19 protein-coding genes are annotated in these 18,225 nt (G+C 70.2%); 3 read left to right on the plus strand and 16 right to left on the minus strand.

Annotation, left to right across the window (positions count from 1 at the left end; all coding sequences use genetic code 11):
- Positions 1 to 40: 40 nt before the first annotated feature.
- A complete protein-coding gene (locus ACVN90_RS09385; RefSeq protein WP_475101845.1) occupies positions 41 to 853 on the minus strand; it encodes an isoprenyl transferase in 813 nt (270 codons plus the stop codon).
- The gene (gene recO, locus ACVN90_RS09390; protein WP_475101846.1) at positions 850 to 1,593 is read right to left on the minus strand and encodes a DNA repair protein RecO; all 744 of its coding nucleotides are present in this window, start codon (positions 1,591 to 1,593) and stop codon (positions 850 to 852) included. The genes ACVN90_RS09385 and recO overlap by 4 nt, the downstream gene beginning before the upstream one ends.
- A gap of 90 nt (positions 1,594 to 1,683) precedes the next feature.
- Between recO and ACVN90_RS09395 the strand changes: the two genes are divergently transcribed.
- From ACVN90_RS09395 to ACVN90_RS09405, 3 genes are read left to right on the plus strand one after another with little or no spacing between them, the layout of a single operon-like run.
- The gene (locus ACVN90_RS09395) at positions 1,684 to 2,148 is read left to right on the plus strand and encodes a MarR family winged helix-turn-helix transcriptional regulator (RefSeq protein WP_475101847.1); all 465 of its coding nucleotides are present in this window, start codon (positions 1,684 to 1,686) and stop codon (positions 2,146 to 2,148) included.
- On the plus strand, positions 2,145 to 2,825 hold the full coding sequence (locus tag ACVN90_RS09400; RefSeq protein WP_475101848.1) for a hypothetical protein: 681 nt from the start codon (positions 2,145 to 2,147) through the stop codon (positions 2,823 to 2,825). Before ACVN90_RS09395 ends, ACVN90_RS09400 begins: the two co-directional genes overlap by 4 nt.
- A gap of 20 nt (positions 2,826 to 2,845) precedes the next feature.
- Positions 2,846 to 3,532 carry a trimeric intracellular cation channel family protein gene (locus ACVN90_RS09405; RefSeq protein ID WP_475101849.1) on the plus strand — a complete coding sequence of 229 codons (687 nt, stop codon included), beginning with the start codon at positions 2,846 to 2,848 and terminating at the stop codon, positions 3,530 to 3,532.
- 152 nt (positions 3,533 to 3,684) lie between these two features.
- Here ACVN90_RS09405 and leuA read toward each other — a convergent pair whose 3' ends face one another.
- From leuA to ACVN90_RS09475, 14 genes are all read right to left on the minus strand, one after another.
- Positions 3,685 to 5,445: a 2-isopropylmalate synthase gene (leuA, locus tag ACVN90_RS09410; RefSeq protein WP_475101850.1), complete on the minus strand. Its 1,761-nt coding sequence runs from the start codon at positions 5,443 to 5,445 to the stop codon at positions 3,685 to 3,687.
- A 214-nt stretch (positions 5,446 to 5,659) separates the two neighbouring features.
- Entirely contained in the window at positions 5,660 to 5,848 is a 189-nt protein-coding gene (locus ACVN90_RS09415; protein WP_475101851.1) for a hypothetical protein, read from the minus strand.
- 93 nt (positions 5,849 to 5,941) lie between these two features.
- On the minus strand, positions 5,942 to 6,886 hold the full coding sequence (gene era, locus ACVN90_RS09420; RefSeq protein WP_475101852.1) for a GTPase Era: 945 nt from the start codon (positions 6,884 to 6,886) through the stop codon (positions 5,942 to 5,944).
- Positions 6,883 to 8,235 (minus strand): hemolysin family protein, encoded by a 1,353-nt coding sequence (locus ACVN90_RS09425; protein ID WP_475101853.1) that lies wholly within the window; start codon positions 8,233 to 8,235, stop codon positions 6,883 to 6,885. Before ACVN90_RS09425 ends, era begins: the two co-directional genes overlap by 4 nt.
- Positions 8,232 to 8,702, minus strand: coding sequence for an rRNA maturation RNase YbeY (gene ybeY / locus ACVN90_RS09430; protein ID WP_159844058.1), 471 nt, complete (start codon positions 8,700 to 8,702; stop codon positions 8,232 to 8,234). The genes ACVN90_RS09425 and ybeY overlap by 4 nt, the downstream gene beginning before the upstream one ends.
- Entirely contained in the window at positions 8,699 to 9,730 is a 1,032-nt protein-coding gene (locus tag ACVN90_RS09435; RefSeq protein WP_475102093.1) for a PhoH family protein, read from the minus strand. Before ACVN90_RS09435 ends, ybeY begins: the two co-directional genes overlap by 4 nt.
- A gap of 52 nt (positions 9,731 to 9,782) precedes the next feature.
- Positions 9,783 to 10,130: an HIT domain-containing protein gene (locus ACVN90_RS09440; protein ID WP_475101854.1), complete on the minus strand. Its 348-nt coding sequence runs from the start codon at positions 10,128 to 10,130 to the stop codon at positions 9,783 to 9,785.
- Between the two features lie 50 nt (positions 10,131 to 10,180).
- Complete coding sequence (locus ACVN90_RS09445) at positions 10,181 to 10,918, minus strand: 16S rRNA (uracil(1498)-N(3))-methyltransferase (protein WP_475101855.1); 738 nt, start codon at positions 10,916 to 10,918, stop codon at positions 10,181 to 10,183.
- A gap of 3 nt (positions 10,919 to 10,921) precedes the next feature.
- Positions 10,922 to 12,037: a molecular chaperone DnaJ gene (dnaJ, locus tag ACVN90_RS09450; protein WP_475101856.1), complete on the minus strand. Its 1,116-nt coding sequence runs from the start codon at positions 12,035 to 12,037 to the stop codon at positions 10,922 to 10,924.
- A 51-nt stretch (positions 12,038 to 12,088) separates the two neighbouring features.
- Positions 12,089 to 13,129, minus strand: a complete 1,041-nt coding sequence (gene hrcA / locus ACVN90_RS09455) for a heat-inducible transcriptional repressor HrcA (protein WP_475101857.1) — start codon at positions 13,127 to 13,129, stop codon at positions 12,089 to 12,091.
- 129 nt (positions 13,130 to 13,258) lie between these two features.
- Positions 13,259 to 14,476 (minus strand): radical SAM family heme chaperone HemW, encoded by a 1,218-nt coding sequence (gene hemW / locus ACVN90_RS09460; RefSeq protein WP_475101858.1) that lies wholly within the window; start codon positions 14,474 to 14,476, stop codon positions 13,259 to 13,261.
- Between the two features lie 7 nt (positions 14,477 to 14,483).
- Entirely contained in the window at positions 14,484 to 15,134 is a 651-nt protein-coding gene (locus ACVN90_RS09465) for a DUF1990 family protein (protein WP_475101859.1), read from the minus strand.
- A gap of 27 nt (positions 15,135 to 15,161) precedes the next feature.
- Positions 15,162 to 17,012 (minus strand): translation elongation factor 4, encoded by a 1,851-nt coding sequence (gene lepA / locus ACVN90_RS09470; protein WP_376006386.1) that lies wholly within the window; start codon positions 17,010 to 17,012, stop codon positions 15,162 to 15,164.
- Between the two features lie 57 nt (positions 17,013 to 17,069).
- Positions 17,070 to 18,212 carry a pyridoxal phosphate-dependent aminotransferase gene (locus tag ACVN90_RS09475; protein ID WP_475101860.1) on the minus strand — a complete coding sequence of 381 codons (1,143 nt, stop codon included), beginning with the start codon at positions 18,210 to 18,212 and terminating at the stop codon, positions 17,070 to 17,072.
- Between the last annotated feature and the right edge of the window lie 13 nt (positions 18,213 to 18,225).

Here is an 18,225-nt window from a genome sequence, read left to right on the forward strand (position 1 = left end):
GAACGCTCGCTGGATACCCCGCCGGCCGCGGGGGCGTGACTCAGGGCGTCGCGGAGTCGGGGGCGTCCACGGCGCCGCCGAAACGGCGATCACGACCGAGGTAGGTGTCGATGCCGTGCCACAGGTCTTCGCGCGTGAAGTCGGGCCACAGCGTGTCGAGGAACACGAACTCCGCATACGCGGATTCCCAGAGCAGGAAGTTCGACGTGCGCTGCTCGCCGCTCGACCGGAGGAACAGATCGACGTCCGGCATGTCGGGGCGGTACAGCCGCCGCTGGATGAGCTTCTCCGACACGGCCGACGGCTTGAGGCGCCCCGCGGCGACGTCGTCGGCGATCGAGCGCATCGCATCGACGAGCTCGATGCGGCCGCCGTAGTTCACGCACATCGTCAGAGTCAGCACGTCGTTGCCGGTCGTCAGCTGCTCGGCGAACTGGAGCTCCTTGATGACGCTGCCCCACAGGCGCGGCTTGCGGCCGGCCCACTGGATGCGCACGCCCCACTCGTTGAGCTGGTCGCGGCGCCGGTGCAGCACGTCGCGGTTGTAGCCCATGAGGAAGCGGACCTCGTCGGGCGAGCGCGACCAGTTCTCGGTCGAGAAGGCGTAGACCGAGAGGTGCTTCACGCCGGCCTGGATCGCGCCGGCGACGACATCGAGCAGCGCAGCCTCGCCCGCCTTGTGCCCCTCGATGCGGGTGAGGCCCCGGCGGTTGGCCCACCGGCCGTTGCCGTCCATGACGATCGCGATGTGGTCGGGCACGGCGCCCCGGGGGTACTCGGGCGGGTAGACGCCGGTCCAGTCCAGCGGGCGGTACGGCACCGCATCGCGGTGCGTGTAGGGCTTCGGGGTCACCTGGGGCCTTCCTGCGGGGCTGCCGAGACATGGGAGAGCGAACGGATGCCGCGTTCGAGGTGCCACTGCGCGTAGGCCGCGATGAGACCCGACGCGGCTGCCGTCGACCCCGGGGACGCAGCATCCACCACGTCCCATTCCCCCGCCATCAGCGACTGCAGGAGCGACACGGTGGCGGCGTCGACGCGAGCGGCGCCAGTCGGAGCGCAGTCGCGGCAGACGATGCCGCCCTGCTGGGCGACGAAGGTGTCGTGAGGACCGCGGCGCCCGCACAGCGCGCACTCGCCGAGGCCGGGCGCCCAGCCCGACAGCGCCATAGCGCGGAGCAGGTACGAATCCAGCACGCTGCGCGAGGCATGCTCACCGCGTGAGAGAGCGCGAAGCCCCCCGACGAGGAGCAGGTACTGCTGAGGTGTGGCCTCCGCCTCGTTCAGGCGGTCGGCCGCCTCGACCATCGCATGTGCGGAGGTGTACCGGTCGTAGTGGGCCACGATCTCCGCGCCGTACGAGCCGAGGGATTCGGCCTGCTGGACGATGTCGAGCGAGCGGCCCTGGTACAGCTGCACGTCCGCGACCATGAACGGCTCGAGGCGGGCGCCGAAGCGCGACGACGTGCGACGGACGCCCTTGGCGACGGCGCGCAGCTTGCCGTGGCGGCGGCTGAGCATCGTCACGATCCTGTCGGCCTCCCCCAGCTTGTGGGTGCGCAGGACCACGACTTCATCGCGGTAGGTGGGCACGCGTCAATTATCCCTGTGCTCCCGTGCGATCGGGCGGCGCGGCGCCGCGGGTGCCGCGGGTGGCGCACGGATTGGTGTACCGTATTCACTATGTCCGGTACTCAGATTCTCGACACGCTGCTCGCGCTGTCCGGGGTGCTGAGCGCAGACCAGGAGCGCGAGCTCGATCGGCGGGGCCTCACCCCCGCCCGCACCCACGTGCTGTGGCTCGTGTTCCACGAGGGCCCGCGCACGCAGGCCGAGCTTGCGACCGCGCTCGGGGTCACACCGCGCAACGTCACCACCCTCGTCGACGGGCTCGAGGCCACCGGCTTCGCGCGCCGCGCTCCGCACCCGCATGATCGCCGGGCGGTGCTCGTCACCCTGACACCACGCGGCGAAGAGGCCATGCGCGCCATGGACGCCGAGCACACCGAACTCGGCGCGCAGCTCATCGACGGTCTCGACGAGGCCACGGCAGAGGCGACTCTGCGGGGGCTGACGCACGTCCTCGACCGCCTGACCCGGCTCATCGCCGAGCACGAGCCGCGCACGCACGAGGGCGGCCCGTCGTGAGCGCCGTCGATGCGCCGCGCGACCGTCAGCCCCGACCGGGCCCGGCGCCCGACGTCCCCGCACCGCCCGCGTGGCGGGCGAAGCTGGTCACGTTCGCCCGGCGTGCGTGGATCATGGAGCTCGGCGTCTATCAGAGCATCTACCGCTTCGTGTTCCGCCGCCCGCGGGTCCCCGCGGGCGCCAGCGCGTTCCGCTACCACTCCCCCGTGCTGACCCTGCTGGTGATCTTCATCGTGCTGTCGGCGATCGAGATCCCGATCGTGGATCTCATCGTCCACCGCTGGGTCTGGGTCCGCATCCCGCTCCTCATCCTCGGCATCTGGGGCGTGACGTGGATGCTCGGCCTCCTGTTCGGCTACCTCACCCGACCGCACGCGGTCGGTCCCGCCGGCATCCGCGTGCGTCAGGGTGCGGAGCTGGACCTCGATCTTCCGTGGGAGGTGGTGCAGTCCGTCGAGCGCTCCCCGCACCGGGTCGACAAGGCGCCGGCCGTCGCAGACGAACCGGGAGGCCGCACGTTCGCCGCGCGCATCGCGAACGAGACGAACGTGCTGATCCGCCTCGAACACCCGATCGATGTGCGCCTGCCGCAGGGCCGCGATCGCATCGAAGCGGTGCGGCTGTGGACCGACGACCTCGACGGATTCCTGACGGCGGTGCGCACCCACATCCCCTGATCCCCGTCGACAATGGAGGGGTGGACGAGCCGCTCTTCGTGATCCCCCTGTGGGCGGATCTCATCGCCGTGGGCCTCGGCGGCATCCAGGGCGCCCTGTTCGCCTCCGGATTCCGCGGCGAACGCCGGCTCGACCTGCTCGGCGTCGCGATCATCGGCATCGTCATGGGCATGGGCGGCGGTCTCATCCGCGACCTGCTTCTCAACGTCACGCCGACGACGCTGCAGAGCAACTGGTACCTGCTCACCGCTGCCGGCGCGGCGCTGTTCGGGATGCTGCTGGCCGGCCTCTTCCAGAGACTCAACGCCGCGATCGTCGGCCTCGATGCCCTGGTCATCGGCCTGTTCGGCGCGTTCGGCACCAGCAAGGCCCTCGTGCTCGGGCTCCCGCTCGTGCCTGCCGTCTTCGTCGGCGTCTGCGCGGCCGTCGGCGGCGGCATCCTCCGTGACGTGATCATGGGGCTGCCGGTCGCGATCATGCACGTCAGCTCGCTGTACGCGGCAGCGGCGGGCGTCGGATGCCTCGTCCTCGCGGTCGCGGAACAGCTCGGGGTGAGCGTGGTCGTCGCCGCGATCATCGGCATCGTGGTGACGACGGTGATCCGCCTGCTCGCGGTGATCTTCGACATCTCGCTGCCGGAGCAGCGCGCGCTCTACCGCCGCAAGGTGGCCGTCGAGACCTCGACGATCCCGATCGTCAAGCCCTGAGGCATCCCGTTTCGGCTCTGCGTTTCGACTCTGCGTTTCGACTCGGAGGCTCGCTCAACGACCGCGCTCCGCTCTCGCTCAGCGACCGCGGGCCGACGAACACCGACGGGTGCGCGCGGGATCAGCCGCGCGCACCCGTCGACGGTTCGCGTTCAGACGCCCGCGAGGGCTCCGGAGCGCTGCCGCGTGCGGATGGCGCGGTTGACGCCCGACACGATCGCTTTGAGCGATGCGGTCGAGATGTCCGAGTCGATGCCGACGCCCCAGAGGCGCTCGCCATCGACCTGGAGTTCGATATAGGCGGCCGCCTGCGCGTCGCCGCCTGCGCTCAGGGCGTGCTCGACGTAGTCGTAGAGCGTCACGTCGAATCCCTGTGCGCGGATGATCTCGAGGAATGCGGCCACCGGGCCGTTGCCGTGACCTGATGCCTCGAAGCGGTCGTCGCCGTCGCGCAGCGTGATGTCGAGTGCGACGTCGCCCGACAGGTCGCTGCGAGTGCTGGTGGCCAGCAGTTCGAAGCGCCCCCACCGCTCGTCGGCGACCTCCGACGGCAGGTACTCGTCGGTGAAGATCTTCCAGATCTGGTCGCTCGTGACCTCGCCGCCCTCGGCGTCGGTCTTGGCCTGCACGACGCCCGAGAAATCGATCTGCAGCTTGCGCGGCAGATCCAGCGAGTGGTCGGTCTTCAGCAGGTAGGCGACACCGCCCTTGCCCGACTGCGAGTTGACGCGGATGACCGCCTCGTACGAGCGGCCCAGGTCCTTCGGGTCGATGGGCAGGTACGGCACCGCCCAGTCGATCTCGTCGACGGTGACGCCGGCCGCGCCCGCGCGGGCCTCCATCGCCTCGAAGCCCTTCTTGATGGCGTCCTGATGCGAGCCGCTGAAGGCGGTGAACACCAGGTCGCCGGCCCACGGGCTGCGCTCGTGCACCGGCAGCTGGTTGCAGTACTCGACCGTGCGCTTGACCTGGTCGATGTCGCTGAAGTCGATCTGCGGGTCGATGCCCTGCGTGAAGAGGTTGATCCCCAAGGCCACCAGGTCGACGTTGCCCGTCCGCTCGCCGTTGCCGAACAGGCAGCCCTCGATGCGGTCGGCACCGGCCATGTAGCCGAGCTCGGCTGCGGCGATCGCGGTGCCGCGGTCGTTGTGGGGGTGCAGCGACAGGATGACGTTCTCGCGGTGGGCCAGGCGACGGCTCATCCACTCGATCGAGTCGGCATAGACGTTCGGCGTCGCCATCTCGACGGTGGCGGGCAGGTTGATGATGACCTTGCGCTCGGGTGTCGGCTCGAAGATCTCGATGACCTGGTTGCACACGTTGAGCGCGAACTCGAGCTCGGTGCCGGTGTAGCTTTCGGGCGAGTACTCGTAGAAGACCTTGGTCTCGGGGATGCGCTTCTCGAACTCTCGGCACAGGCGCGCGCCTTCGAGTGCGATGTCGATGATGCCTTGCTCGTCGGTGCGGAAGACCACCTCGCGCTGCAGCGTGCTCGTCGAGTTGTACAGGTGCACGATCGCCTGCTTCGCGCCGGCGATCGACTCGTAGGTGCGCTCGATGAGGTGCTCACGGGCCTGCGTCAGAACCTGGATCGTGACGTCGTCGGGGATGAGGTCCTCTTCGATCAGCTGACGCACGAAGTCGAAGTCGGTCTGGCTCGCCGAGGGGAAGCCGACCTCGATCTCCTTGTAGCCCATCTTCACGAGCAGGTCGAACATGATGCGCTTGCGCTCGGGGCTCATCGGATCGATGAGCGCCTGGTTGCCGTCACGCAGGTCGACGGCGCACCAGCGAGGCGCGGTCGTGATGCGCTGGTCGGGCCAGGTGCGGTCGGGCAGATGCACGGTGATCTGCTCGTGGAACGGCCGATACTTGTGGGTCGGCATGCCCGAGGTCTTCTGAGTGTTCTCCATGATGTCGTCGCTTCTCTCGTGTGGTCCGAGCGTCAGCCCGATCGGGGTGGCTCGGTGCCTGATGATGCGGGCCAACACAAAGCTCCGCGACGAGGAAGGCCCTAGAACGAGGTCTCGTCGCGGCGGCTAAGAAGGAGAAGCCCGCCGAAGCGCATGGCTTCAGGCTACACCCCGTTTCGGGCGGGGAGCGAACAGATGACGAACGGATGCCGCGTCAGTGGTCGCACTCGCAGATGAGGTTCCACTCGACGACGCGGTCGCCTTCTTCAGGACGCGCCCATGCCTCCGCCTGGGCGCGGCTTGTGAACTTCCGCGGAGCGAGCCTGCCGTTGGCCATCAGCACGCCGACGGCGATGTCGTCGCGAGGGTCGCTCCACGGCACGGTCTGAGAAGGCGTCGTCATCGCGGACCCCTCCTCTCGCTTCACCTCATCGCCAGGCTACGCCTGTACCGGCGCGGGCGGGCCGGGTCGCAGCATCCGTCCGCCGATCCCGGTTCAGAAGCCGAGACGGCCGAGCTGCTTGGGGTCGCGCTGCCATTCCTTCGCGATGCGCACGTGGAGCTTGAGGAACACCTTGGTGCCCAGGAGCGGTTCGATCTGCGCGCGGGCGCGCGCGCCGACATCGCGCAGCCGGGAGCCCTTGTGCCCGATGATGATGCCCTTCTGGCTGTCGCGCTCGACGACGATGTCGGCGTAGACGTCGGTGAGGTCGGAGTCCTCGCGGGCCGCCACCTCCTGCACCACGACCGCGATGGAATGCGGCAGCTCGTCGCGTACACCGTCGAGGGCGGCCTCGCGGATGATCTCGGCGATGCGGTCCTCGGTCGACTCGTCGGTGACGACGCCCTCCGGGTACAGAGCGGGGCCCTCGGGCATGAGGGTGAGCAGCTCGTCGCTCAGGACGTCGAGCTGGTCGCGCGTGAAGGCGGACAGCGGAATGACGGCGGCCCAGTCCTCGCGGAGCGTGTCGACCTCGATGAGCCTCTCGGTGATCTGATCGCGGGTGGCGGCATCCGTCTTCGTCACGATCGCCACCTTCTTGGCGCGCCCGTAGCCGCTCAGCGATTCCGCGATGCGGCGGTCGCCGGGTCCCACCTTCTCTGTCGCGGGCACGCAGAAGCCGATGACGTCGACGTCGCCGAGCACCTGCTCGACGAGGTCGTTGAGCCGCTGGCCGAGGAGCGTCCGGGGCTTGTGGAGTCCCGGCGTGTCGACGATCACCAGCTGGCCGCCGGGGCGATTGAGGATGCCGCGGATCGCGCGGCGCGTCGTCTGCGGCTTGTCGCTCGTGATCGCGACCTTCTCGCCGACGAGCGCGTTGGTCAGGGTCGACTTGCCGACGTTCGGCCGGCCGACGAACGTGACGAAGCCGGAACGCCCCTCGCGGGACTCGGGCGCGGAGCCGGGCTCGGCTTCCGGCGTTGGCTCGTTCTCGGTCATGACGTCTCTTCCTTCCGAGGCAGCCGGATCTCGCCGGTGCGGGGGCTCACGATGCGGATCTCGCCGGTGCGCGGCGAGCGCCCGACGTCCAAGGCGGGGTCGCCGCGCTCGACGAACACCGTCGAGATGCCGCGGCCGCGCCCGCGGGAGGCGCCGCCGGTGAGCACGAGGCCGGCGTACTCGGCGGTCGCGCCCGGCTGCGGGACGCGGCCGAGGGCCTTGCCGAGGAGTCCGCCGATGGAGTCGACGTCCTCGTCCTCGAGCTCGAGGCCGAACAGGTCGCCGACCTCGTCGAGACCGAGGCGGGCGCTCACGCGGTAGTGGCCGGGCTCGAGCTCCGTGACCTCTTCGCCGCGCGGGTCGTACTCGTCCGAGATGTCGCCGACGAGCTCCTCGATGAGGTCCTCCAGTGTCACGAGGCCGGAGACCCCGCCGTACTCGTCGACGACGAGACACACGTGCACGGCGTCGCGCTTCATCTGCTGGAGCAGCGTCTCTGCCTTCATCGACTCGGGCACGAACACCGCGGGGCGCGCGATGCGGCTGATCGGGGCGTCCCGCCAGCCGATCTCGTCGCGGAAGCCGAATTGCACGAGGTCCTTGAGATACAGCACGCCGACGACGTCGTCGGCGTCGTCGTCCACGATCGGCACGCGCGAGACGCCCTTCTCGAGGAAGATCGTCATCGCCTCACGCGTCGAGGTCGAGGCATCCACCGTCACCATGTCGGTGCGCGGCACCATCACGGCGCGGACGAACGTGTCGGTGAAGTCGAAGACGGAGTGGATCAGCTCGCGGTCGTCCTGTTCGATGAGCTCGTTCTCGGCCGCCTCGTCGATGATGCTGAGCAGCTGCTCCTCCGACGCGAACGACGAACCGCGGGTGGCCCCCGGAGTGATGCGCGTGCCCAGTGCGACGAGGCCGTGGGCGAGGGGGCCGAGGATGATGCGCACCCCGCGGATGACGGGGGCGGCGCCGCGCAGGAGGCCCTTCGCGTGGAGCCGGCCCACCGTGCGGGGGCTCGCTCCGACGACGACGTACGAGATGCCGGTCATGAGCACGGCGGCGGCGAGCATGGCCCACCAGATGCTGTTGAAGAGGTCCACGAACGCGACGGTCACGAGCACCGCGGCGGTCGTCTCGGCGAGCACGCGGATGAAGATCACGGCGTTGGCGTGCGCGTCGGGGTCGTCGGCGATCTTGCGCAGCGATGCCGAGTTGCGCCCACCTGCCCCGAGTTCGGCGAGGTCCGCACGGGAGGTGACGCTGAGCGCCGCGTCGATCGCGACCATGAGGGCGCCGAACGCGAGCAGGAGCGCCGCAGCGACGAGAAGGAGGGCGGCGGTCATGCGCGAGGTCGTCGGCGTTCGGATGCCTGGAACGAGGTGATGAGCTCGCGCTGCAGTCCGAACATCTCCCGCTCCTCCTCCGGCTCGGCGTGGTCGAAGCCGAGGAGGTGCAGCAGGCCGTGCGTGGTGAGGAGGATGAGCTCGTCGAGCGTCGAGTGCTTGGCGGCGACCGCCTGGGTCTCGGCGACCTGCGGGCACAGGACGATGTCGCCGAGAAGTCCCGCCGGCGTCGGGGCGTCCTCGGTGCCCGGGCGCAGCTCGTCCATGGGGAAGCTCAGCACGTCCGTCGGGCCGGGCTCGTCCATCCACTGGACGTGCAGTGCCTCCATCGCGCCCTCGTCGACGAGCAGGATCGCGACGTCGGCGTCGGGGCTGACGTGCAGCTCGGCGAGGTTGTGCTCCATGAGGCGCAGCAGGACCGTCTCGTCGACGGCGATCCCCGATTCGTTGCCGATCTCGATGGTCATGGGCGTCCTCGCTTCGGAAGGTGGTCACGGGGTCCGCCGCCGCGGACGGTGGCGGCGCGGCGCTCGGCGCGGTTGGCGAACTCGGATGCCTCGTCCCGCTCGCGACGCGCGGCGACGCGGCGCTCGTCGTACTCGCTGTACGCGTCGACGATGCGGCCGACGAGCGTGTGACGCACCACGTCGTCGCTCGTCAGGTATGAGAAGTGGATGTCGTCGATGTCGCCGAGCACCCGGGTCACGAGCCGCAGGCCCGAAGCGCCCTGCGGGAGGTCGATCTGCGTGATGTCGCCGGTGACCACCATGCGCGTGCCGAAGCCCAGGCGTGTGAGGAACATCTTCATCTGCTCGGGCGTGGTGTTCTGCGCCTCGTCGAGCACGACGAACGAATCGTTGAGCGTGCGTCCGCGCATGTATGCCAGCGGAGCGACCTCGATCGTTCCGGTCGCCATGAGCTTGGGGACGAGCTCGGGGTCCATCATCTCGTTGAGCGCGTCGTACAGCGGGCGCAGGTAGGGGTCGATCTTGTCGGTGAGCGTGCCGGGGAGGAACCCGAGCCGCTCCCCTGCCTCGACCGCCGGCCGCGTCAGGATGATGCGGCTGACCTCCTTGCGCTGCAGCGCCTGGACGGCCTTCGCCATCGCGAGATACGTCTTGCCGGTGCCGGCGGGGCCGATGCCGAACACGATCGTGTTCTCCTCGATCGCGTCGACATACGCCTTCTGGCCGAGGGTCTTCGGGCGGATGACCTTGCCCCGCGACGAGAGGATCGCCTCTCCGAGCACCTCGGACGGACGGGGTCCGCCTTCGCTCCGGAGAATGCGGTTCGACGAGGCGACGTCGTCCTCGCCGAGCGACTGGCCCGCCTTCGTCATCGCGACGAGCTCGTCGACCAGTGTCCGTGCCGCCGCGACGGCCGGCGCCTCGCCCGTGAGCGTGATCTCGTTGCCGCGCACGTGCACATCGACGCCCGGATGCTCCTTCTCGACGACCCGCAACAGGCGGTCCTGCGGACCGAGCAGCTGCACCATCGCGACGCCGTCTACCTCGACGTGGTCGCTCACGGTCTCATGGGAAGGTTGATCAGGCACCGAGACTCTTCTCTTCGAGGCCTCCCGCGAGCACATGGGCGTGCACGTGGAAGATGGTCTGGCCCGCGTTCGGGCCGGTGTTGAAGACGAGGCGGAAATCCCCGTCGGAATGCTCGGCGGCGACAGTGTTCGCGAGGCCCACGAGCTCCGCCATGAGGTCCGGGTCGCCGGCGGCGAGCTCGACGACGTTGCGGTACTCCCCGGTCTTGGGGATCACCAGGAGGTGCACGGGTGCTTTCGGGGCGATGTCGCGGATGGCGAATGCGTTGTCGGTCTCTGCGATGATCTCGGACGGGATCTCGCCGTCCAGGATGCGCGTGAAGATCGAAGGTTCACTCATGCCGCAAGTCTACCGACGGGGGTCAGGGCGGGACGGCTGCGGCCCGCCGCTCACCAGCGGCCGAGGGCGGTGCTGACGACGGCCAGCGCGGCGGGACCGGCCGTCGACGTGCGCAGCACGGTCTCGCCGAGGCGCACGGGTCGTGCGCCCGCGCTCGTGAGGGCGTCGAGCTCCTCCGGGGCGATGCCGCCTTCGGGCCCGACCACGAGGACGACGTCGCGCCCGTCCCCCGGCTCGAGCGCGAGAGCGCTCAGCCGCTCGGACGCCGTCGGCTCCAGAATCAGGACGACGGATGCTGCCGCCCGGCGCGCGAGCGCCGCGGTGGTGCTCAGCTCCGCCACCTCCGGCACCCACGCGCGGTGCGCCTGCTTCGCCGCCTCACGCACGATGGTCGCCCAGCGGGCCCGGCCCTTCGCCGCCTTCGCCGCGTCCCACCGGGAGACGCTGCGGGCGGCCTGCCACGGCACGATCTCGTCGACGCCGAGCTCGGTCGCCGCCTGGACGGCGAGCTCGTCGCGATCCCCCTTGGCCAGCGCCTGCACCAGCACGATGCGGGGGCGCGGGGGCGCAGCATCCGTCCGTCCGTGGATGCGTACGACGACCTCGCGCGGTGCGACCGACTCGACGGAGCCGGTGAGCCAGGCGCCCCGGCCGTCGCCCACCGTGACCTCCTCGCCGACCCGCACCCGGCGCACGGTCGCGGCGTGGTGCGCCTCCGTGCCGGTGAGCGTCACCGCCTCGCCGGGAGCGGCGTCGACGGGCTGGTCGAGGAGGAAGTGCAGGGTCACGGGTCAGCCGTTCCGGAAGCGGTCGCGGAGCTTGGCGAAGAGGCCCTGGTGGAACTCGGCGAGTTTGGGCGAAGGAGCCTTGGTGCGCTTGGCGAACTCCTCGATGAGGGCGCGCTCCTTGTGATCGAGGCGCGTGGGCGTGACCACGTGCACGCCGACCCTGAGGTCGCCGCGCTGCGAGCCGCGCAGCGGCGTGATGCCGCGGCCCTTGATCGTCAGGATGTCGCCGGCCTGCACGCCCGCCCGCACCTCGAGGTCGACGGGGCCGTCGAGCGACTGGATCGTCGTCGTGGTCCCGAGGATCGCGTCGGGCATCGACACCTCGAGCGTCGCGAGCAGGTCGTCGCCGTCGCGGCTGAACACCTCGTGGGGCTGCACCGTGACCTCGATGTAGAGGTCGCCGTTGGGCCCGCCCGCCGGGCCGACCTCGCCCGAGCCGGGGAGCTGCAGGCGCAGCCCGGTCTCGACGCCGGCGGGGATGTCGAGCGACACGGTGCGACGCGCGCGGACGCGGCCCTGCCCCTGGCAGGTGGCGCACGGGTACGGGATCGTCGTGCCGTAGCCCTGGCAGACGTTGCACGGCTGCGTCGTGACGACGTTGCCGAGGAGGCTGCGCACCTGGCGCTGGACGTTGCCCGTGCCGTGGCAGATGTCGCACGTGACCGGGCTCGTGCCCGGCTGGCAGCATGATCCCTGGCAGGTCTCGCACACCACGGCGGTGTCGACCTCGATGTCGCGGTGCGTGCCGAACACGACGTCGCCGAGTTCGAGCGTGACGCGCACGAGCGCGTCCTGGCCGCGCTCCCGGCGTGACCGCGGACGACCGCCGCGCGAGCCGCCCGCGGCACCGAAGAACGTCTCGAAGATGTCGTTGAACCCGCCGAAGCCGCCGGCGCCGCCCCCGAACGGCGAGTCGCTGCCGCCCATGTCGTAGCGGGCGCGCTGCTCGGGGTCACTCAGCACGTCGTAGGCGTGGGTCACGAGCTTGAAGCGCTCGGACGCCTCCTCCCCCGGGTTCACATCGGGGTGCAGCTGTCGGGCCAGCTTGCGGTACGCCTTCTTGATCTCGTCGGTGGTGGCGTCGCGTGAGACGCCGAGGACCTCGTAGTGGTCAGCCACATTCGCCTTCCTGCCGCGGCGATGCCGCGGGATCGTGTGTGCGCGCGTGCGTCAGCGGGAGCTGTCGTCCTGCTCGAGCATGCGCGTGAGATAGCGCGCGACGGCGCGGACCGTCGCGAGGTTCGTGGGGTAGTCCATGCGCGTCGGGCCGAGCACGCCGACACGGGCGAGCGAGCCCGTCGCGTCGTAGTCGCTGGCGACGACGGATGCCTCGGCCAGGCCGAACGCCTCGTTCTCGCGGCCGATGCTGGCCGAGAGGCCGTGTTCGTCGGCGACCATCTCGCCCATCAGCCGCAGCAGGGTCACCTGCTCCTCGATCGCCTCGAGGAGCGGGTAGATGCTGCCGCGGAAGTCGGACTCGCGGCGGGCGAGATTGGCGCTGCCGGCCATCACGAGCTTGTCCTGGCGGAACTCCTCGAGCTCCTCCGCGACGGCGCGGACGATCTCATCCGTCGCGCGCTCGTGCGCCGGCGCCTGCGCATCGGGATCCTCGAGCCGGTCCGCGATGCGCTGCAGCCCCTCGCGGACGGGGCGACCCACCAGGAGGGTGCCGAGTCCGGCGCGGATGCGCGCGAGGTCTGCGTCGTCGAAGTCCTCGCCGACGAACGTGAGGCGCTGCGACACGCGGCCCGTGTCGGTGACGACGATCACCAGCATGCGTCCGCCGCCGAGCTGAACCAGCTCGACGTGGGTGACGGTCGCACGAGCGAACGACGGGTACTGGACGATCGCGACCTGGCCGGTCAGCTGCGTGAGCGCGCGCACGGTTCGCACGAGCACTTCATCGAGGTCGCCGGAGCCGTCGAGGAAGGCTGCGATCGCCGAGCGCTGCGCTGCGGAGAGGGGGCGCAGTTCAGCGAGATGGTCGACGAACACGCGGTAGCCCTTGTCGGTGGGCACGCGGCCCGACGAGGTGTGCGGCGCCACGATGAGCTCTTCGTCCTCGAGCAGCGCCATGTCGTTGCGGATCGTCGCCGCGGACACGCCGAAGGCGTGGCGCTCGACGATCGCCTTGCTGCCGACCGGCTCGCGCGTGTCGACGTAGTCCTGAACGATCGCGCGCAGTACCTGCAGTCCTCGCTCGCTGACCATCCCGCCTCCTCACGCCGCAGCTGGCACTCGCATGACTGGAGTGCCAATTCTATCCGATGCCCCTGTCCGCATCGTCGAGCGACGCAGGTAGGGTTGCCGTCGCGGCCGGGCGCGCACGTGCGGCCGGCGTCAGTCCGTGAGCGCGCGGACCACGGCGTCGGCGAGGAGGCGGCCGCGGCGGGTGAGCACGACCCTCCCCCGCAGGGCGGCGTGGCCCTCGATGAGACCGTCCGCGATGAGCGCGGCGACCGCGTGACGGCCCTCGCCGAGGAGCTCCTCCACGGGCAGTCCCTCGCGGATGCGCGTGCGCAGCAGCACGGTCTCGAGGGTGCGGGCCGCAGCATCCGGGATCTCGCGTCCTGCAGCCGGGGACTCCCCAGCCGCGAGCCGCTGCGCGTAGGCCGCGGGGTGCTTGACGTTCCAGAATCGCACGCCGGCGACATGGCTGTGCGCGCCGGGGCCGAACCCCCACCAGTCCGCCCCGACCCAGTACGCGAGGTTGTGCAGCGAGCGGTGCCCGTCGCCGCGCGCCCAGTTCGACACCTCGTACCAGTCGAACCCGGCGGCGGCGAGCGTGTCGTCGGCCAGTTCGTACATGTCGGCCTGCAGATCGTCGTCGGGCGCGGTGACCTCGCCGCGGCGGATCTGCCGGGCGAGCTTGGTGCCGTCCTCGATGATGAGCGCGTACGCCGAGACGTGATCGGGTTCGAGCGCGACCGCGGCCTCGAGCGACGTGCGCCAGTCGTCCAGGGACTCGCCCGGGGCACCGTAGATCAGGTCGACGCTCACGTCGAGTCCTGCACCGCGCGCCGCCGCGACCGCAGTGCGGACGTTGTCGGGATCGTGCGTGCGGTCGAGCGAGGCGAGGACGTGCGAGACCGCCGACTGCATGCCGATCGACAGACGCGTGACACCGGATGCTGCGAGCTCGGCCGCGACGGCGGGGGTGACCGTGTCGGGGTTGGCCTCGACAGTGATCTCGGCGCCGTCGGCGATGCCGAACGTGTCACGGACACCTGCCAGCATGCGAGCGAGGTCGCCCGGCGGGAGGAGCGTGGGCGTGCCGCCGCCGAAGAACACCGTCGAGGCGGGACGGATGCCTCCGGCGCGCTCGAGCACGGGCGCGGCCAGGGCGACCTCGCGCAGCAGCGTGTCGGCGTACTCGTCCTGACGGGCGCCCCGCAGCTCGGACGAGGTGTACGTGTTGAAGTCGCAGTAGCCGCAGCGGACGCGGCAGAACGGGACGTGCAGATACACGCTGAACTCGGTGGCCGGATCGATGCGCGCGCCCGAAGGCAGCGAGCCGTCCGAGGGAACGGGCTCGCCGAGCGGAAGAGCGGAGCCCATCAGCGCCTCACGCGGGGGTCGTGTACAGCGGCGAGATCGCGCGCAGGTAGCGCGTGAACAGCTCGCGCCTACGGCGCTTCGTCAGCCCGGGAAGCATCCGGTAGAGCACCGCGCGCGGCGCGTCGAACGCGCGGACGGTGAACCAGACCTCGTCGTTGTCGTACCAGTCGAGCATGAACGACTCCTCGCCGCTCACCACCGAGTCGCTCACCGTGCCCAGCGCGAAGCCCACGCGGCGAGGCTCCTCCACCGCGAAGATGACGCGGAGCTCCGCATCGGCGCGCAGCCCCTTGACGCGGCCGTCGACGCGGATCGTGGTGCCGGCGCCGACGAACGGGGTGCCGTCGGCGTCGAACCGCTGCTCGGCCTCGGACCGACTCGGCGCAACCGGGTTGCCCTCGGCGTCGAAGCTCACACCCGAGTACATGGGGCCGGACGCGGGACGCACGTCGGTGAGATCGAGCCCGGCGCCGCGCTGCGCGGTCCACGACATGAGAGCCTCGCTCGCGGCACGGAAGCGGGCCTCGCCGCTGCCGATGCGCCAGGACTGCTCCGCCGGGATGCTGCGCTCCGGCGGGTACTGCATCAGATCCGGCGCCTGGGTCGCCCCGACAGCGGCATAGTCGACGGTGTCGTCCCGGAAGGTTCCTCGACGCATGGATTCCAGCCTACTTCGCGAGTCGGGTCACTTCTTGGCAGGACCCTCGACGTCCCCTGAGAGCGCGGCGATGAACGCCTCCTGGGGGACCTCGACGCGACCGACCATCTTCATGCGCTTCTTGCCCTCCTTCTGCTTCTCGAGGAGCTTGCGCTTGCGCGAGATATCGCCGCCGTAGCACTTCGCCAGGACGTCCTTGCGCATCGCCCGGATGTTCTCGCGAGCGATGATGCGGGCGCCGATGGCGGCCTGGATCGGCACTTCGAACTGCTGGCGCGGGATGAGCTTGCGCAGGCGCTCGGTCATCATCGTGCCGTAGGCGTAGGCCTTCTCGCGATGCACGATCGAGCTGAACGCGTCGACCTTGTCGCCCTGCAACAGGATGTCGACCTTCACGAGGTCAGCGGTCTGCGAGCCGGCGGGCTCGTAGTCGAGGCTCGCGTAGCCCTGGGTCTTCGACTTCAGCTGGTCGAAGAAGTCGAAGACGATCTCGCCGAGGGGCATGTGGTAGCGCAGCTCGACGCGGTCCTCGCTGAGGTAGTCCATGCCCAGGAGCGATCCGCGGCGCGACTGGCAGAGCTCCATGACGGTGCCGACGTAGTCCTTGGGCAGCAGGATGCCGACCTTCACCACCGGCTCGGACACCTCGGCGACGCGCCCGTCGGGGTACTCGCTCGGGTTGGTGACGACGACGGTCTCGCCGGTGTCGGTCGTGACCTCGTAGGTCACCGACGGTGCCGTCGTGATGAGGTCGAGGTCGAACTCGCGCGAGAGGCGTTCGGTGATGATCTCGAGGTGCAGAAGGCCCAGGAAGCCGCAGCGGAAGCCGAAGCCGAGCGCCACCGACGTCTCGGGCTCGTACTGGAGGGACGCGTCCGACAGTTTGAGCTTGTCGAGCGCCTCACGCAGGTCGGCGTAGTCGCTCTGATCGATCGGGTAGATCCCCGAGAAGACCATCGGCTTCGGGTCGGTGTAGCCGGCGAGCGCGTCGGTCGCAGGCTTGCGCTGGTTGGTGACGGTGTCGCCGACCTTGGACTGGCGGACGTCCTTCACGCCGGTGATCAGGTAGCCGACCTCGCCGACGCCGAGCCCCTTCGTGGGAACGGGCTCCGGGCTCGACACGCCGATCTCGAGGAGGTCGTGCGTCGCCTTCGTCGACATCATCTGGATGCGCTCGCGCGGCTCCAGCTTGCCGTCGACCATGCGGACGTAGGTCACGACGCCGCGGTAGGAGTCGTACACCGAGTCGAAGATCATGGCGCGGGCCGGGGCATCCGCGTTCCCCTTCGGAGCGGGGATCTGCTCGACGATGCGGTCCAGCAGCGTCTCGACACCCATGCCGGTCTTGCCGCTCACGCGCAGCACGTCGTCCGGCGAGCCGCCGATGAGGCCTGCGAGCTCCGCGGCGTACTTCTCGGGGTCGGCCGCCGGCAGGTCGATCTTGTTGAGCACGGGGATGATGTGCAGGTCGTTCTCGAGCGCGAGGTACAGGTTCGCGAGGGTCTGCGCCTCGATGCCCTGCGCGGCGTCGACCAGGAGGATCGCCCCCTCGCAGGCGGCGAGCGAACGCGAGACCTCGTACGTGAAGTCCACGTGACCGGGGGTGTCGATCATGTTGAGCGCGAAGGTCTGGTCGGCGGTCGCCCAGGGCATGCGCACGGCCTGCGACTTGATCGTGATGCCGCGCTCGCGCTCGATGTCCATGCGGTCGAGGTACTGCGCGCGCATGTCGCGGTCGGAGACGACGCCGGTGATCTGCAGCATCCGGTCGGCCAACGTCGACTTGCCGTGGTCGATGTGGGCGATGATGCAGAAGTTGCGGATCAGCTCGGGCGGCGTGGCAGAGGGCTCGAGGGGCTTCAGGGCGCGCGGTGACATGTCCAGACGATTGTACGGGTGCGCGCCCCTCGACGAGCCCCGGCGACGGCGCCGGGGTCAGGCAGGAGCGGGGATGCGGCCGAGGCCTTCGAGCAGCTCGTCGCGATCGCTCGCCACGCAGACGCGGATCCAGCCTTCGCCCGAAGCGCCGAAGGCGCTCCCCGGAGCCACCGCGACGCCGTGCTCGTCGAGGAACCGCTCGCACCACGCCACGACGTCACCGGCGGACACGTGCGACACGTCGATCCAGAGGTAGAACGCGCCGGTCGGGTCGAGGTATCGGAGCCCTTGGGCGTCGAGGAGCGCCGTCGCCGCGGCGAGGTTGTCGCGGTAGTGCGCCGCGCTGTGCGCGACCGCGCCCTGGTCGCCGGCGAGCGCCTCGGCGGCCGCCCGCTGCGACGGCTCGTCGACGCAGCTGACCACCGATTCCTGGACGCGCAGCATCGTCTGCCGCCACCCCGGAGGGGTGACGAGCCAGCCCACCCGGGCTCCGGTCATCGCGTACGTCTTCGACATCGAGAACACCGACAGCACGCGGCCGTCGGCGTCCAGCGTCGCGGGGCTCACGTGCGGCTCGCCCCAGGTGAAGCGCTCGTACACCTCGTCGCTGATGAGCCACAGGTCGTGGCGGCGCGCCAGAGCGAGGAGCGCCTCCAGCGTCGCCCGGTCGAACGTCGAGCCGAGCGGGTTGGAGGGCGTGTTGACGATGAGCGCGCGCGTGCGCGGCGTGACGAGCGCCTCGAGCTCGCCGAGCTCCGGCTGGAACGCGCGTTCGGGCCGCAGCGGATACGGCACCGGTGTCGCCTGCAGGAGATGGGCGTTCATCGTGAAGGTCGTGTAACCGGGGTCGGGCACGAGCACCTCGTCGCCCTCCGACAGCGTGAGCGCCATCGCGAGATGCAGTGCCTGAGTCGCGCCGACCGTCACCCAGATCTGCTCGAGGTCGACGTCCAGCGCGTTCTCTCGCGCGAGCTTGTCGCGGATCGCTTCGCGCAGGGCCGGGATGCCGCCGTTGGGGGTGTAGCGGATCGCGCCGTCGTGCCACGCCCGGGACGCAGCATCCCGGATCCGCTCTCCCGCGACCTCGCCCGGCTCGCCCACCGCGAGGATGATCGTGCCGGGGCGGCGCAGCGCCTGCTCGAGGATGTGGCGCACGCCGGAACCGGGCATGCGCGCGATGTGCGGGGCGATCTCGGGCATGCCGCCATGCTAA

The organism is Microbacterium sp. F01 (assembly GCF_056156365.1).